Consider the following 15,406-nt stretch of genomic DNA (forward strand, 5'->3'; position numbering starts at 1 on the left):
ACCGTCCCGCTGTCGGGGGTGCCGTCTCACCCCGCAAACACTGAACGATCGTTAGGCTATCGTACCGGGGCGGCCGGATCCACGGCCGCCGGGCCGGCCGTGGCCGGGCTCGTCGGCCGGGACGGGTCCTTCGGCGGTGTCGCACCAGACGGCGCATCCGACGGCGGACCCGTCGGCTCCGGATTCGGTTTCTGCTCATCCTGGCGTTCCACCAGCCTGCCCGGGTCCTGCTGGCCGCCCGTTCGCCGCTCCCTGGCCTGCCGGTCGGCGCGATCGCCGGCCGCCTGATCCGGCCCGCCGGCCCGGTACGAGATCCGCTGATCGTCTCCCACCGCACCGGGCAGGGCCGCCACCGGTCGCCCCTGCAACGCCGCGGCGAGGAAGTCCCGCCACAGCTCCGCCGCCATCCCCTCGCCCCGGATCGGGCGCTTCGCCCGGTCCCGCAGCGGCCCCGGCTCGGCCTGGCCGAGCCACACCACCGCGGCCAGGTCACCGGTGTACCCCGCCATCCAGGCCTCCTGACTCTCGACGGTGTCACCGAAGCCGACCGTGCCGAACATCCCAGCCGCCGGCCGCTCCCGGACCGGGGTGTGCACGGCCACCACCTTCGCCAGCACCGCCGTCAGCTCCGCCGCCACCGCCGGGGGAAGCACCTGCGCCCGGCGGGCCGGCGGCACCGCCCAGTGCCGGCCGTCCGCGCTGATCACCCGATCGACGAACCGCCGCTGCGCGTGCACCCCCTCGGCGGCGAAGGTCGCGTACACGCTGGCGAGGTCGGCGGGCGCGACCGGATAGCGGCCCAGCGCGATGTCGGCCCGGGTGCTTCCCGGGGCCGGGGCGCCCGGCTCGTCCACGAGCGACCGCCGACCCTGGTACTTCTGCGGCACGCCGATCCGGACCGCCAGCTCCCGCACCGATTCCGGTCCGACCGCCTCGGCGAGCGCGTAGTACGGGGTGTTCAGCGACCGCAACATCGCGAAGTCGAGCGAGCAGACCGGACACTGCTCGTTGTCCCGGTTGTAGAGCGGGACCCCGCCCCGATCCCGGAAACTGCGCGGCGACCTGCCGTCCCAGATCGAGCCGGCCGAAATCCCCTTGATCAGCCCGGTGGCCAGCACCACGGGCCGGAACGCGGCACCCGGCGCGCGGGGCGCCAACGCGTCGTCGAAGTAACCCACCCCACGGCTGCCGCCGTAGTAGCCGCGCACCGCCCCGGTGGCCGGCTCCACCGCCACCAACGCCGCCCGCAGCCCCTTCGGCTGGTCCTTCAGCGTCGCCGCGACCCGGTCCAGGGCCGCCGTCTGGACCTGCTCGTCGATGTGGGTGACGACCGTCAGGCCGGCGGTCCGCAGCGACTGCGCCGAGACGCCCAGCGCGGCCAGTTCCCGCTCCACCTGGTCCACGATCTGGCCCAGCGGGCCGGCCAACGCGGCCGGGCCCGGCGCCTCCGGCGTGATCTCGGGATACCGGGCGGCCGCCACGGCGCCCGCCTCGATCCAACCCAGCTCCGACATCGCGGTGAGGACCCAGCGCCAGCGGTCCGCCGCGCCCGCCGGGTCGACGGCCGGGTCGAAGTGGTACGGATCCTTGATCACCGAGGCCAGCACCGCGCCCTGCTCGACGCTGAGCCGGTCGACCCCGACCCCGAAGTAGGCGTGCGCCGCCGCGCCGATCCCGTACGCCCCCCGTCCGAAGTAGATGGTGTTGAGGTAGCGCTCCAGGATCTCGTCCTTGCGGTACCGCCGCTCGATCTTCAGGGCGAGGACGATCTCCTTCGCCTTCCGCTCGGCGGTCCGCTCCTGGGTCAGGTACGCGTTCCGGACGTACTGCTGGGTGATCGTCGACGCACCCTGGGCCGCGCCGTCGGCGACGTTGCGTACCACCGCCCGGGTCAGCCCCCGCCAGGAAACCCCGGGATGGTCGTGGAAGGACCGGTCCTCGGCCGCCAGCACCGCCTGCCGTACCGGCACCGGCACCTGGTCGAGCGAGACATCCTGCCGGCTGGTCACCCCCAGCCGCGCCAGCTCGGTCTGACCGTCCCGGTAGTACAGCACCGACGCCTGCGGCACGACCGGCTCGGACGGCAGCGGCACCGAGCCGGCGTACCCGGCCACCGCGACACCGGCCCCCAACGCGAGCACCACCAACTCGACGACCCCGATCACCAACCACCGCCGCCAGCGCGCGACCCGCCGGTCAGCACCGGCCCCGGCGCGGCCGCGGTGGCCGCGGTGGCGGTGGCGATGGCGATGGCGGCTGCGGTGCCGCAAGAGCGAGGCGATCCGTCGGACAACCATCTGCTTCCCGTCTCTGCTCGACGTTGCGGTTCGCCCGGCGGTGCGCGCCGTCGGGCGAACCCGATGTCGAACTCAGAGACGGAAAATCCGGTGCCGGAGTTGCGCCTTCATCGATACTTCACGGGAATCGAACCGGTCCCGTACGGCTCAGGCCAACCGGGTACGCGGACCGGCCCGCAGCACGCCGGACGGCAGCCGGCGGCCGACCAGCTCCTCGGCCAGCGCCGCCGCGGCCAGCAGCGCGTCCAGGTCGATGCCGGTCGCCACCCCCATGTCGTGCAGCATGTGCACCACCTCCTCGGTGGCCACGTTGCCGCTGGCGCCCGGGGCGTACGGACAGCCGCCCAACCCACCCACGCTGGCGTCGAACTCGGTCACCCCCAGCTCCAGCGCGGTGAGCAGGTTCGCCAACGCCGTACCCCGGGTGTTGTGGAAGTGGAGCAGGACCGGAATCGCCGGCTGACGGTCCCGGACCGCCCCGACCAGCTCGCGGACCCGGCGCGGGGTCGCCATCCCGGTGGTGTCGCCGAACGCGACCCGGTCCGCCCCGTCGGCGACCACCCGGTCCACGATGCCGGCCACCCGCGCCGGCTCGACATCCCCCTCGTACGGGCAGCCGAAGCTGGTCGCCACGATCACCTCGGCGCTCGCGCCCGCGCCGTGCAGCAGGTCGATCAGCTCCGCGATGTCGTCGAGCGACTCGGCGGTGGAGCGGTTCACGTTGCGCCGGTTGTGGGTGTCGCTCGCCGAGACCACCACCTCGATCTCGGTGAAGCCGGCCGCCAACGCCCGCCGGGCGCCCCGCGAGTTCGGCACCAGCGCGGAGTACCGCACCCCGGCCGCCCGCCGCGCCCGCGCCCACACCTCGTCGGCGTCGGCCATCTGCGGGATCGCCTTCGGGTGCACGAAGGAGACCGCCTCGATCCGGCCGACGCCGGTGCCGGAGAGGGCGTCGAGCAGCCGCACCTTCCCGTCGGTCGGCACCGGGTCCTCGTTCTGCAGCCCGTCGCGCGGGCCGACCTCCCGGATCGACACCTCCGCCGGCAACTCCGCCATCTGCGCACACCTTCCGTCGGGGCAACCGGGATCACGCCGGGTGCCGCGCGCCGCCGCCGGGTTTGGTGGACGGCGCAGCTCGACGTTACTTCGGCTGCGGGGCGCGCATCCGGGCGACGATGCCGGTGTCGTAGTCGCCGCCGACGAACTCGGGGTTGTTCAGCAGCTCGGCGAAGAACGGCAGGTTGCACTTGGGGCCGGCCACCTCGAAGCCGGCCACCGCCGCCCGGGCCCGGGCCAGCGCCTCGGCCCGGTCGGCGCCGTGCACGATCAGCTTCGCCAGCAGCGAGTCGTAGAACGGGGTGACGGTGGTGCCCAGCGCGTACCCGGAATCGACCCGGACCCCCTCGCCGGCCGGCTCGGTCCAGGCGCTGATCACCCCGGGGCCGGGCAGGAACCGCTTCGGGTCCTCGGCGTTGACGCGCAGCTCGATGGCGTGCCCGCGCGGCGCCAGCGCGTCCGGGTCGAAGCCCGGGGCCAGCCCGGACGCCACCCGCAACTGCTCCGCGACCAGATCGACCCCGTAGACCAGCTCGGTCACCGGATGCTCGACCTGCAGCCGGGTGTTCATCTCCAGGAAGAAGAACTCGCCGCCGGCGGCACCGGCCGCGTCCGGGACGAAGAGGCATTCCACGGTGCCGGCGTTGCGGTAGCCGACCGCCGCGCCGGCCCGCACCGCCGCCGCCAGCAGTGCCGCCCGCAGGTCGGGGGTGAGCGCCGGGGACGGCGACTCCTCGGCCAGCTTCTGGTTGCGCCGCTGCACCGAGCATTCCCGCTCACCGAGCGCGACGACCCGGCCGTCGGCGAGTCCGAGGATCTGCACCTCGATGTGGCGTACCCGGGGGAAGTAGCGCTCGATCAGCACCGAACCGTCGCCGAACATCCGCTCGGCGAAGGCGCGGACCTTGTCGTACTCGGTGCGCAGGGCCGCCTCGTCGGCGGCCACCGCCATCCCCATCCCGCCGCCACCGGCGGCGGCCTTGACCATCAGCGGATAGCCGATCGCCGCGGCGGCTTCCAGGGCCGCGTCGACGGTCGCCGCCGGGTCGGCGGTGCCGGCCGCGACCGGCACCCCGGCGGCGGCCATCAGGTTCCGAGCATTGATCTTGTCGCCCATCGCGGCGATCGCGTCCGCGCCGGGTCCGACCCAGACCAGGCCGCTGGCTGCCACGGTACGGGCGAAGTCGGCGTTCTCCGACAGGAAGCCGTAGCCGGGGTGGATGGCGGCCGCCCCGGTGGACCGGGCCGCGTCGAGGATCGCCGCCGGGTTCCGGTAGCTCTGCGCCGGGTTGGCCGGGCCGACGCAGACCGCCTCGTCCGCCTCCGTCACGAACGGCAGGTCGACGTCGGCCTCGGAGTGGACCGCGATCGTGCGCACCCCGAGCTGGCGGGCGGTCCGGATGATCCGGCGGGCGATCTCGCCCCGGTTGGCGACGAGCAACGACTCGATCATGCCGGGTATCTTGCCGGCCGCGGCCGTCACGGGGCCGGGTCCCCGGAGTCCGGGTGGTGCAGGAGCGCGGCCAGCGTCGCCGCCCGCAGCAGCACGGCTCGGCGCTGCCGCTCCACCTCGCCACCGAGGAAGGGGGTGGAGTTCATCAGGCCGAACGCCGCGTGCGCCAGCACCCGCGCCTCGCCCGCCGACAGCCCGGGGTGCAGGGCGGTCAGGGTGGTCACCCACTCCTCGACGTAGAGCCGCTGCAACCGGCGGATCTGCCGGCGCGGTTCCTCCGGCAGCCGGTCCAGCTCGTGCAGGTGCAGCGCGATCACGGCCGGGTTGGCGAGCGCGAACTCGACGTGGAAGTCGATGAGCGACTCCAGGGTGGCCTGCGGGTCGTGCCGGTGTTCGGTGACCCGCTGCCGGCCGCCGGCGAGCAGACCCTCACTCACCGGGATCAGGGCGGCGACGAGCATCGCCTCCTTGCCGGCGAAGTGGTGATAGAGGGCCGGCCCGGTGACCCCCGCCGCCGAACCGATGTCGTCCATCGAGACGCCGTGGTAGCCGCGCGCCGCGAACAGACCGACCGCGATCTGCAGAATCTCGTCCCGCCGTGATCGTCGTCGCGGGACGGCACCGTCCGCCGGTTCGGCCCCCGCCCCTGTCACCTGCTGTCCCACCGTCACCAATCCAGCCTAGCCAGCCGTCAACTCCGCCCCACTCCGGCAGGGCCGTCAGTCGCTCCGCCCCGTCACTCCTCGGCGTCCAGGCGGTACTCCGCCCGCAGCGCCTCGGCCTCCTCGGTCCGGCCCAGCGCGGCCAACGCCTGGGAGAGCAGCCAGGCCGCCCGCTGCACCACGCTCGACCCGGCGGGCAGACCCCCCAACGCGGTACGCAGCAGCGGCTCCGCCTCGCCGGGCCGGTCCAGCCGCAGCAGCACCTCGCCGAGCAGCAGGTCGACCTGGATCGCCTCGCCGAACGCCTGGATCTCCCGCAGCCGGTCGGGCACCCCGCGCAGGCGCTCCAGGGCCTGGTCGTGCCGGTCCAGCCCGACCAGCGCCCGGGCGCCGGTGTCGGCCAGCATGGCCCGTTCCCAGGCGGCGGCGGGGTCGTCGGCCAGCTCGGGCGGCAGGCCGGCGGCCCGCTCGTCGGCCCGGGTCAACGCCGCCAGCGCCTCCTCGGTCTCCCCGGCCCAGTGCCGGGCGGCCACCTCCCGGCGCCGGACCCGCAGTTCGTCCAGCGGGCTGCCGGCGAGCTGGTACGCGGACGCGGCGGCGGCGAACCGCAGCGCGGCGAGGGCGTCCCGGTCCTGGCTGTAGAGCAGGTCACCGGCCTCCTCCAGCACCTGCCCCCGGCCGGCGAGGTTGTCCGGGCCGTCCAGGTTGTCGGCGAGCCGGTCCAGCACCAGCAGCGCCTGATCGTCCTCGCCGAGCCCCACGTAGATGGTGGCGAGCAGGTGTCGGCACCGGTCGGCGTCGCCCTGGTGACCGAGCTTGTCCAGCTCGGTCACCGCCTCCTCGGCCACCTCGGCCGCGTCCAGCAGCCGGTCCGCCCGCCGGTACGCGTTGGCCAGTTCCCAGCGCAGGAAGGCGGCGCCGTGGGCGATGCCGCGCTCGGCGCAGAGCGCCACCGCCTCGACGAAGTCGTCGATCGCCTCCGGCGCCCGGTCGGTGGCCAGCAACGCCCGGGCCCGGCCGGCGCGGGCCGGCAGTGCGGCCTCGCCGGTCGCCACCCGGACCGCGTCGTCGTAGGCCGCCACGGCCGCCGCCGGCTCCTCCTGCGACCGGGCGTACGCCAGGCAGGCCGCCGCGTAGTGGCCGGCCAGCCCCAGGCCGCCGTAGATGTCCCGGGCCTGTTCGGCCGCGGCAGCCGCCTCCGGCCGCCGGTCCAGGCCGTCCAGGCAGTGCGCCCGGCGCAGCGCGATCCGGGCGATCAGGTACGGATCGTCGAGGGTCGCCGCCACCTCGGCGGCCCGGTCGACCGCCGCCAGCGCGTCGGCCCAGCGTTCCAGTTCGACCAGGGCGACGGCGAGCCGGTCGTGCCCGCCGGCCTGGTCGACCGGCTCACCCCGGTCGGCCAGGTAGTCGGCCGCCTCCTCGACCATCGGCAGCCCTTCGCCCGGCTCGCCGGCCAGGCAGAGCAGCACTCCGAGCCGGCCGATGACGACCCGCTCCCGGACCGGGTCCGGCACCTGCCGGTACAGCTCGGCGGCCTCCCGGTTGGCCGCCTGGGCGCCGGGCAGGTCGCCGGCCATGTGCCGTTCGGTGGCCCGGAACTCGGCCCGCCGGGCGGCCAGCGCCGGCGGCAGCACCCCGTCCTCGCCCGCCGGCGCCCCGTCCTGGCCCGCCGGCGCCCCGTCCTCGGCCGACCCCGCGCGGGCCTCGGCCGAAGCGGCGCCGACGCGCTCGTCGAACGTTCGCAGCACCACCAGCAGGTCGTCGTAGCGTTCGGTCCGCCAGCACTCCTCGGCCAGGTCCAGCAGCCGGGCCGCGGTGGCGCCGGGCGGCACCTCGATCGGCGGCGGCGGGGGCGCGAGGGCCGGCCCGGGATCGGCCGGCCCGGTTGCACCGGGTTGCCCGCCGCCCGCCGCCGACCCGGTCGCGCCGGAGTCCGTGTCGACACCGGCCGTACCGGCGGCGAGGGCCAGGGCGGCGGGCTGACCCGCTGGGTCGGAAGCCTGTCCCACCCCGGCCGAAGCCGCGGTCGGCGCGGTCGCCGGCTGGCCGGTCGCCGTCCCGGCGGGGCCGGTGCGCCGGGCGCTCGCCGAGAGCGGCAGGTGCGGCCCGATCGGGTCCCGGGCCATCCGGGCGGCTACCCACTCGGACTGGCTCGTCGTGCCGTTGCGGGCGTCGAACCGGCTGGCCAGGTCGGTGGCGTGGGCGGCGAGTTCGGCCCGCAGCTCGGCGACCGGCACGTCGGCGGCGGCGCGGTCACCGGCCGCCCGGCGGTGCACGGTCAGGTCGCCGTGTCCGGCCGCCTCCAGCCGGCGCAGCACCAGCGCGGCGGCGGCGGCGAACGACATCGCCGCGGCCGGGCTCGGCGCCCGGTCCAGCCAGTCCAGGTGCCGTTCGATGATCTCCAGCCCGCGGGCGTCGTTGTCGGTGAGCGCGCAGAACTCGACGTGGTCGCCGATGTCCCACAGGTCGGCCAGGTTCCCCCGGACCGCCCGGTACGCCCGCCGGTGCGCGTCCCGCGCCGCGTCCCGGCGACCGGTGCGCAGGTACGGCAGCAGCAGCGAGCTGAGGATGCCGTGCGGCTGCTCGGTGCAGGAGAGCCGGCCGGAGAGCACCGGCTCGGCCACCCCGATCGCCTCCTCGTCCCGTCCCCGGGCGGCCAGGTACAACGCCTGTGACGACGGGTCGCAGCCGGCGCAGTCGGAGAGCTCGTCGCGGGGGGTGGTGGTCCACCGCCGGTACCACTGCTCGGCGTCGTCGTCGTGGCCCAGGTGCCGGGCCACCCGGTGCCGGCACTTGTGGACGGCCTGCAGGCTGTGCCCGCCCTCCCGGTAGCGGCGTTCCATGTCGTCGAGGACCGCGTAGGTGCGGTCCAGCGGGATCTCCGGGAAGTTGAGCATTGCGTTGATCATGTATTTGAAGTGCCAGAGCAGGTAGCGGGCCTGCCGCTGGTGGTACGGCCGGGGGTCGCGGTCGTAGTCGGCCAGGCACCAGGAGAAGGTGACGAACGACTTCGCCGGCTCGCCGCCGTAGACGTACGAGGTGGTGGCCTGCATCCGGGCGGTGAACGCCAGCTCGCCGTCGCCCAGCGCGTCGGCCTGCCGCAGCAGCTGCTCCATGGCCGCTATCTGGCCCGACCCGTACGGCATGTCCGACGCCTGCCGGAGTAGCCGCCACAGGTCGTCGGTGGTGGGGGTGGTCACCGGGTTGTCACTCCTGTCCGGGTACGGCGCGGCCGAGCAGGCCGAGGAAGGAACTGTTGAGCAGGGCGGCGTCGGCCGGCCGGATGGGGTGGTAGCCGAGCAGCAGCGCCTGGCCGTAGAGCGCCTCGACGGCCAGCCCGACCAGCTCCGGGTCGGTGAGCGTGGTGACCCGGCGGACCAGCGGGTTGCGGTGGTTGAGCACCAGTTGGGGCCGGTCCGGCGGACCGGAGGAGGCGAGCGCGTCGAGCACCCCGGCCCACAGCTCGTCGGCCCGGTCCCGGCTGGCCTGCAGCTGGTCGTGGAACGCCGCCGAGCGGCTGACCAGGTAGAGCGCCGGCAGCGAGGCGGGGTCGTAAGAGCGCACCACCACCTCGCAGCCGAGTCGTTCCAGCACCCGCTGGGCGGTGTTGAGGAACGGCCGCAGGGCCAGCTCCACCCCCGGGTCGAGGGCGTCGAAGCGGGTGGTCAGGTCGGTCGGTTCGAGGCGTTCGATGAGCACGGTGCGATCCACCGCCGGCAGCCGCTCGATGATTTCGGTGTCGTAGGTGTAGCCGCCGTTGACCACCGCCAGGTCCTGGGCGGCGGCGACGGCCGCGAGCTGCCGGAACTCGTCGATGGTGGCGGCGTAGCGGATCAGACCGTGTTGTTCGCGGAACTCGGCCAGGGTGGTCCGGCCGGTGTTGGTCTCCATCGGCCACCACTGTTCGACCAGCCGGAGCATGTCGTCGTCGTGCAGGGCGAGCGCCTTGACCCCGAGGTGGTGCACCTGCAGGAAGTCGCCGAGCCGTTGCGGGTCGCCGGTGGCGAGTCGGACCAGCCAGTCCCGGAGCTGTTCGCCGAGCGACTCCCGGGTGGCCTCCAGCAGGTTGTCCTCGTAGAGCGCCTCCCGGCTGGCGGTCGGCCGCAGCTCGCTGGCGTCGACCACGCAGCGGGCGAAGAACGCCCAGTCCGGCAGCAGCCCTTCGGCGCCCTCGGTGAGCAGCATCCGCTTGAGGTAGACCCGGTGCCCGCCCCGGGCCGCCGGGTTGACCGGGGTGGGCAGCACGAACGCCGCGCCGGTCAGGCCTGCCTCCGGCACCGCCAGCGGGATCACGTCGAACGGGGTGAAGCCGAGCACCTCGTGGGCGTACCGGAGCAGGTCCTCGCGGTGCTGGTAGGGCGAGGTGTCGGCGGTGGCCGCCCACGGCGGCGGCCCGGTGCTGGTCTGCACGTCGCCGACGAGGACGGTGACCGGCAGCAGGGAGCCGAAGAGGCGGGCCAGTTCGGTGACGGTGGACTGGGCGAACCAGTGATCGGCGTCGCGGCGGGGGATCAGGGTGACGGTGGTGCCCGGTTCGATCCGCTCGTGCGCGGGGCCGGCGACCTCGACCGCGTAGCGGCCGTCGGCGTAGCCGGTCCAGAGCACCGTCGGGGAGTCGCGGTGCCGGGTCTTGACCTGGATCTCGTCGGCGACGAGGAAGCAGGAGAGCAGGCCGATGCCGAACTGGCCGAGGAACTCGTGCCGGGCAAAGCCCAGTTCGTCCCGTTTGGAGCTTCGGCCGATGGTGGCCAGCAGCTCATGCACTTGCGCCTCGGTCAGCCCGATGCCACTGTCGTGGACCCGCAGCGTGCCGTCGCCGGTCACCTCGGGCGGCAGAATCCGGACCACGGCGGGGGCGTCCGGTTCGGCTGCCCGGCGGGCGGTGATCGCGTCGACGGCGTTCTGCAGCAGCTCGCGGACGTAGACGCGTGGGCTGCCGTAGAGATGGTGACTGAGCAGGTCGACCACGCCGCGCAGGTCGACCTGGAAGGTACGTTCCACGCGTTGTCCACTCTTCCCGGGTCCGCAAATGCCGGCGCTCACGGTACCGGGGATCGGTTGCCGACCGCTTCCCCCTCTCACCGGGCGGATTTCCGGCCGGTCCAGCCCGGCCAAGGGCTGGATCAGTCTGCCGTCCAGGGCCGGAGTCTGAGGTCGGCGGCCGGATCAGCCTCGCGGCCCGGGGCGGGTCAGCGGTAGACCAGGCCGGAGAGGCGATGGGCCAGGTTGGTGCGGAAGGCGGGCACGGTTGCCAGTCCGCGCAGTGTGAGGTTGCGGGCCGCGCGCAGCCCGGCGGGGGCGGTGGCCAGTCGGGTGAGGCGGTCGGCGAACCGGACCACCTCGTGGGCGACCGGCCGGCGCGCGGCGGCGTACTCGTCCAGGGCGGCTTCCGGCCCGCCGGTCAGCACCCCGGCCAGCGCCTCGCCCAGCGCGACGGCGTCCTGCAGGCCGAGGTTCATGCCCTGTCCGCCGGCCGGGCTGTGCACGTGTCCGGCGTCACCGGCCAACAGCACCGGCCCGACCCGGAACCGGTCGGCCACCCGGTGGTGCACCCGGAACCGGGACCCCCAGACCACTTCTGCGATCCGGCTGCGCCGCCGGGCCGGGCCACGGTGGTCGAGCAGCAGCTGCACGAACGACCGGTCGGGCCGCTCCGGCGCGGTCGGTACGGCCGCGACGATCCGGACCAGGTCGTCGCCGGGGATCGGCGCCCAGACCAGCATCCCGGCGCCGGAGAAGAAGAGGATCACCTCGTCCCGGGGCAGGTCGCTGTCGACCCGGACGTCGGCCAGCGTGAACGACTCCCCCTCGTCGCCGGCCTCGCCGAAGCCGATCCCGGCCAGCCGCCGGACGGCGCTGTGCATCCCGTCGGCGCCGACCAGGTAGCGGACCCGGACGGCGGCACCGTCGGCGAAGGTCGCGGTGGCGCCGGCTCCGTCGCGGTCCAGCCCGACAAGTTGGTACGGCCGCAGCACGCGACCGCCGAGCGCGACCAGCCGGTCGTGCAGCACGCCCTCGGTGACCGGTTGGGGGACCATCAGCGCGTACGGGTAGCGGGTGGGGAGGTTGTCGAAGCGGACCGGGACCAGGATCCGGTCGCGGTCGCGGACCGTGAAGCGCGGCGCGTGGATGCCCTGGGCGGCGAGCGGTTCGGCGGCGCCGATCCGGTCCAGCACCTCCAGCGTGTGGGCGTGCACCACGGCGGCCCGGGAGGTGTTGGCGCCCTGTTCGGCCTGGTCGACCACGGTCACGTTGATGCCGCGGGTGGCCAGCGTGGCGGCGGTGGCGAGCCCGATCGGGCCGGCCCCGACCACCAGGACGTCGGTGCTGTTGGGAAGCATTGCTCCTCCTCGACTGGCCATCGACGTCTGATCCTCGATGCCAACGACCGTTTGCCAACACTTGTTGACACAACGGTAGAGCCGCCGACGATGCGATGTCAACACCTGTTGGCCTACACTTGTTGGCATGACGTCGAGGGAGCGAGTCGAGAGCACCCCGGGCCGCAGGTCGGAGGGCACCCCGGGGCGCCGGTCGGACGCCACCCGGGCCGCGATCCTGCGCGCGGCCCGAGAGCGGTTCGCCGCCGACGGCTACGAGCGGGCCACCATCCGCGCGATCGCGGCGGACGCCGACATCGACCCGTCGATGGTGATGCGCTACTACGGCAGCAAGGAGAAGTTGTTCGCCGCGGCGGCCGAGTTCGACCTGCGCCTACCGGAGTTGGCCGAGCTGCCACCGGACCGGATCGGGGCCGCGCTGGTGGGCCACTTCGTCGACCGGTGGGACGGCGACGAGACGATGACGGCGCTGCTGCGGGCCGGCACCACGAACCCCGCCGCCGCCGAACGGATGCGGCAGATCTTCGCCAGCCAACTCGCCCCGGTCGTCCGCCGGGCCCTTGGCAGCGGCGCCGAAGCCGAGGCCGAGGCCGAGGCCGAGGCCGATCGACCCGAGGCCGAGGGTGCCTGGCTGTCTCGGCTCTCCCCTGAGCAGCGGGCCGGCCTGGTCGCCAGCCAGATCCTCGGCCTGGCCCTGACCCGCTACGTGCTCATCCTCCCTCCGGTGGCCGACCTGACCCGCGACGACCTGGTCGCCTGGATCGGCCCAACGATCCACCGCTACCTGACCGCGCCCTCGCCCTCGCTGCGGCCGTCGCCGTCGCCATGATGATCAGATGATGAAAACGGTCGCCAGAAGCCTGATAAGCGACCGTTTTCATCAGTTGATGTTGCGGTCAGCCGGCCAGACCACCGGGTTGCTCGCCGCGCACCACCGGTGCCCGGACCAGGTTGCCCCATTCGGTCCATGATCCGTCGTAGTTGCGCACCTGCGGATAGCCGAGCAGGTGCCGCAGCACGAACCAGGTGTGGCTGGACCGTTCCCCGATCCGGCAGTACGCGATCACGTCGTCGGACGGCGCGAGCCCGAGCTGGTCGGCGTAGATGCTGCGCAGCTCGTCCGCCGACTTGAACGTGCCGTCGTCGTTGACCGCCGACTTCCACGGCTTGCTGACCGCGCCCGGGATGTGCCCGCCGCGCATCGCCCCCTCCTGTGGATAGTCGGGCATGTGCAGCAGGTCGCCGGTGTACTCGGCGGGCGACCGGACGTCGACCAGCGGGCGGGCGGCGGAGATGTGCGCCATCACCTGGTCGCGGAACGCCCGGAGCTGGCTGTCGTCACGGACCGGCACCGGGTACTCGACCGGCTCGCGGACCGGCTTCTCCCGGGTCAGCTCGCGTCCCTCCGCGACCCACTTCTGCCGCCCACCGTCGAGCAGCCGCAGGTCCGGATGCCCGAAGAGCGAGAAGACCCAGAGCGCGTACGCGGCCCACCAGTTGAAGTTGTCGCCGTAGAAGACGATCGTGTCGTCGCGACCGATGCCCTTGGCGGCGCAGAGCGCGGCGAACCCCTCGGCGTCCAGGTAGTCCCGGGTGACCTGGTCGTTCAGCTCCAGGTGCCAGTCGACTTTGACAGCACCGGGGATGTGCCCGGTCTCGTAGAGCAGCACGTCCTCATCGGACTCGATGACCACCAACTTGTCGGAGCCGAGGTTCTCGGCCAGCCACTCGGTGGTAACCAGACGCTGCGGGTCGGCGTAGGACTGGAGGTCCGGGGTGGGATCGCTGGGAACTGGCATGTTGCCAAGTTACGCCGTACCGCCGCCGGCGGCCCTGGGAATGCGGAGCGAGCGGCTTGACCCGCGTCTCACTTCCGCGTCGATCTATCGGTGGTTGTCACTTCGCTCCGGTATACACGTCGCATGAAGTTCGCCATCTCCATCCCGCCGGCCGGCGATCCGGCAGATCTGATCGCCTGTGTCCGGGCCGCCGAAGAGGCCGGCTGGGACGGCTTCTTCTTCTGGGACCACATCTATCCCGGCGACGGGTTCTCACTGCACGACCCGTGGGTGCTGCTCGGCGCCGCCGCGACCGCCACCAGCCGGATCCGGCTCGGGGCGATGGTCACCCCGCTGGCCCGCCGCCGCCCTTGGAAGGTCGCCAAGGAGATCGCCACGCTGGATCAGCTCAGCGCCGGCCGGGTGGTGGTCGGGGTCGGCCTGGGCACCCCCGACACCGAGTTCACCGCGTTCGGCGAGTCCGCCGATCGCCGGCACCGGGCCGCCGTATTGGATGAGGCGCTCGCCCTGCTGGACGGCTTCCTCCGCGGCGAGGTGGTGGACCACGAGGGCCCGCACTTCCAGGTCCGGGCCCGGCTCACCCCCGGCTGCGCGCAGACACCGAGGCCGCCGATCTGGGTGGCCGCCACCTGGCCGCACCGGCGTCCGCTCGCCCGGGCGGCGCGCTTCGAGGGCGTCTTCGCGCTCGGCCGCGACGCCGTCGGCGGACTCACCCCGGACCAGGTCCGCGAGGTCCGCGCCGCCATCGGCCCGGACCGCGACATCGTCGTCCCGCACGACCCCGAGGTCCCCACCGCCGAGTACGCCGAAGCCGGCGTCACCTGGCTGGTCGTCGGCCCGGACGACCCGGACGGCGACTGGCTCGGCCGCCTCCGCACCAACCTCACGCCCGGCCCCCCAACCTGACCCGCCTTGATCAAAGGATGAGAAGTCCCGGATTCAGCCGCGAACGCGGGACTTTCCATCATCTGATCAGGAGCTCGGCCGCCCCGGGGAGGGTCAGGGGTGGTGGTTGGTGAGGGGGCCGAGGGTCGGGCGCTTGGCGGCGACCGTGTCGCCGGACGACCGGCCGGTCAGCCGCCGTCTGATCCACGGCGCGAGGTGCTGCCCGACCCAGCGCAGGTCGGCGCCGCGCGCCGCCAGCCACGGGGTCGGCGCCGGGCGTGGCGGCACCAGCAGCCACTCCTCGTCACAGCCGACCCCGAGCGTGGCCAGCACGTGCGCCGCCACCCGCCGATGGCCGGCGGCCGACAGGTGCAGCCGGTCCGGGCTCCACAGCAGCGGATGGTCGAACCCCTCGTCGGCGAAGAGGTCGACGAGCTTGGCGCCGTGCCGCTGCGCGGTCTCGCCGACGGCCCGGTTGAGCACCGCCACCCGGGGAGCCACCAGCCGCTGACCAGGCAACCTGGCCATCAGGTCGGCGAACCGGAACAGCAGCACGTCGGCCCCGGTGGCCCGCAGTTCGGCCACCACCGCGTCGAACCGCTCGATCATCGGGCCGGGCTCGAAGCTGCGGCGCAGGATGTCGTTGCCGCCGGCCGCGAAGCTGATCAGGTCGGGGCGCATGCCGATGGCGGCCGGCACCTGGTCGGCGACGACCGCCGGGAAGGTCCGGCCGCGGACCGCCAGGTTGGCGTACCCGAAATCGGGGCCGGCCTCCGCCGCGAGCCGGACGGCCACCAGGTCCGCCCAGCCCCGGAAGGTCCCGTCCGGGTACGCGTCATCAAGTCCCTCGGTGAAGCTGTCCCCCACCGCGACGAAGCTGCCCCACCGCACGCAGTCCTCCCCCGGATCGCTC

At 73.9% G+C, this 15,406-nt stretch carries 11 protein-coding genes; 2 read left to right on the forward strand and 9 right to left on the reverse strand.

Annotation, left to right across the window (positions count from 1 at the left end; translation table 11 throughout):
* Positions 1-56: 56 nt before the first annotated feature.
* From O7627_RS35995 to O7627_RS36025, 7 genes are all read right to left on the reverse strand, one after another.
* Positions 57-2,165 (reverse strand): transglycosylase domain-containing protein, encoded by a 2,109-nt coding sequence (locus tag O7627_RS35995; RefSeq protein WP_278097902.1) that lies wholly within the window; start codon positions 2,163-2,165, stop codon positions 57-59.
* A gap of 279 nt (positions 2,166-2,444) precedes the next feature.
* Positions 2,445-3,353, reverse strand: a complete 909-nt coding sequence (locus O7627_RS36000) for a hydroxymethylglutaryl-CoA lyase (RefSeq protein WP_278097903.1) — start codon at positions 3,351-3,353, stop codon at positions 2,445-2,447.
* 85 nt (positions 3,354-3,438) lie between these two features.
* The gene (locus tag O7627_RS36005; protein WP_278097904.1) at positions 3,439-4,806 is read right to left on the reverse strand and encodes a biotin carboxylase N-terminal domain-containing protein; all 1,368 of its coding nucleotides are present in this window, start codon (positions 4,804-4,806) and stop codon (positions 3,439-3,441) included.
* A 26-nt stretch (positions 4,807-4,832) separates the two neighbouring features.
* Positions 4,833-5,459: a TetR/AcrR family transcriptional regulator gene (locus O7627_RS36010; RefSeq protein WP_278098551.1), complete on the reverse strand. Its 627-nt coding sequence runs from the start codon at positions 5,457-5,459 to the stop codon at positions 4,833-4,835.
* A gap of 83 nt (positions 5,460-5,542) precedes the next feature.
* On the reverse strand, positions 5,543-8,668 hold the full coding sequence (locus O7627_RS36015) for a hypothetical protein (RefSeq protein ID WP_278097905.1): 3,126 nt from the start codon (positions 8,666-8,668) through the stop codon (positions 5,543-5,545).
* A gap of 7 nt (positions 8,669-8,675) precedes the next feature.
* Positions 8,676-10,469 carry an HSP90 family protein gene (locus O7627_RS36020; protein WP_278097906.1) on the reverse strand — a complete coding sequence of 598 codons (1,794 nt, stop codon included), beginning with the start codon at positions 10,467-10,469 and terminating at the stop codon, positions 8,676-8,678.
* A gap of 188 nt (positions 10,470-10,657) precedes the next feature.
* Positions 10,658-11,809 carry an FAD-dependent oxidoreductase gene (locus O7627_RS36025; RefSeq protein WP_278097907.1) on the reverse strand — a complete coding sequence of 384 codons (1,152 nt, stop codon included), beginning with the start codon at positions 11,807-11,809 and terminating at the stop codon, positions 10,658-10,660.
* Between the two features lie 127 nt (positions 11,810-11,936).
* On the opposite strand from O7627_RS36025, the gene O7627_RS36030 reads away from it, so the two are divergent.
* Positions 11,937-12,638: a TetR family transcriptional regulator gene (locus O7627_RS36030; protein WP_278097908.1), complete on the forward strand. Its 702-nt coding sequence runs from the start codon at positions 11,937-11,939 to the stop codon at positions 12,636-12,638.
* A 67-nt stretch (positions 12,639-12,705) separates the two neighbouring features.
* On the opposite strand, the gene O7627_RS36035 is transcribed toward O7627_RS36030, so the two are convergent.
* On the reverse strand, positions 12,706-13,608 hold the full coding sequence (locus tag O7627_RS36035; RefSeq protein WP_278097909.1) for a sulfurtransferase: 903 nt from the start codon (positions 13,606-13,608) through the stop codon (positions 12,706-12,708).
* A gap of 123 nt (positions 13,609-13,731) precedes the next feature.
* Between O7627_RS36035 and O7627_RS36040 the strand changes: the two genes are divergently transcribed.
* Positions 13,732-14,514: an LLM class flavin-dependent oxidoreductase gene (locus O7627_RS36040; RefSeq protein WP_278097910.1), complete on the forward strand. Its 783-nt coding sequence runs from the start codon at positions 13,732-13,734 to the stop codon at positions 14,512-14,514.
* A 93-nt stretch (positions 14,515-14,607) separates the two neighbouring features.
* On the opposite strand, the gene O7627_RS36045 is transcribed toward O7627_RS36040, so the two are convergent.
* Entirely contained in the window at positions 14,608-15,384 is a 777-nt protein-coding gene (locus tag O7627_RS36045) for an SGNH/GDSL hydrolase family protein (RefSeq protein ID WP_278097911.1), read from the reverse strand.
* Positions 15,385-15,406 lie beyond the last annotated feature (22 nt).

It is taken from the genome of Solwaraspora sp. WMMD1047 (assembly GCF_029626155.1).
Taxonomy (GTDB): domain Bacteria; phylum Actinomycetota; class Actinomycetes; order Mycobacteriales; family Micromonosporaceae; genus WMMD1047.

Coding starts and splice junctions, on each gene's coding strand:
- O7627_RS36000 (WP_278097903.1), bottom strand. CDS start 3,353: ATGGCGGAGTTGCCGGCGGAGGTGTCGATCCGGGAGGTCGGCCCGCGC.
- O7627_RS36005 (WP_278097904.1), bottom strand. CDS start 4,806: ATGATCGAGTCGTTGCTCGTCGCCAACCGGGGCGAGATCGCCCGCCGG.
- O7627_RS36025 (WP_278097907.1), bottom strand. CDS start 11,809: ATGCTTCCCAACAGCACCGACGTCCTGGTGGTCGGGGCCGGCCCGATC.
- O7627_RS36030 (WP_278097908.1), top strand. CDS start 11,937: ATGACGTCGAGGGAGCGAGTCGAGAGCACCCCGGGCCGCAGGTCGGAG.
- O7627_RS36035 (WP_278097909.1), bottom strand. CDS start 13,608: ATGCCAGTTCCCAGCGATCCCACCCCGGACCTCCAGTCCTACGCCGAC.
- O7627_RS36040 (WP_278097910.1), top strand. CDS start 13,732: ATGAAGTTCGCCATCTCCATCCCGCCGGCCGGCGATCCGGCAGATCTG.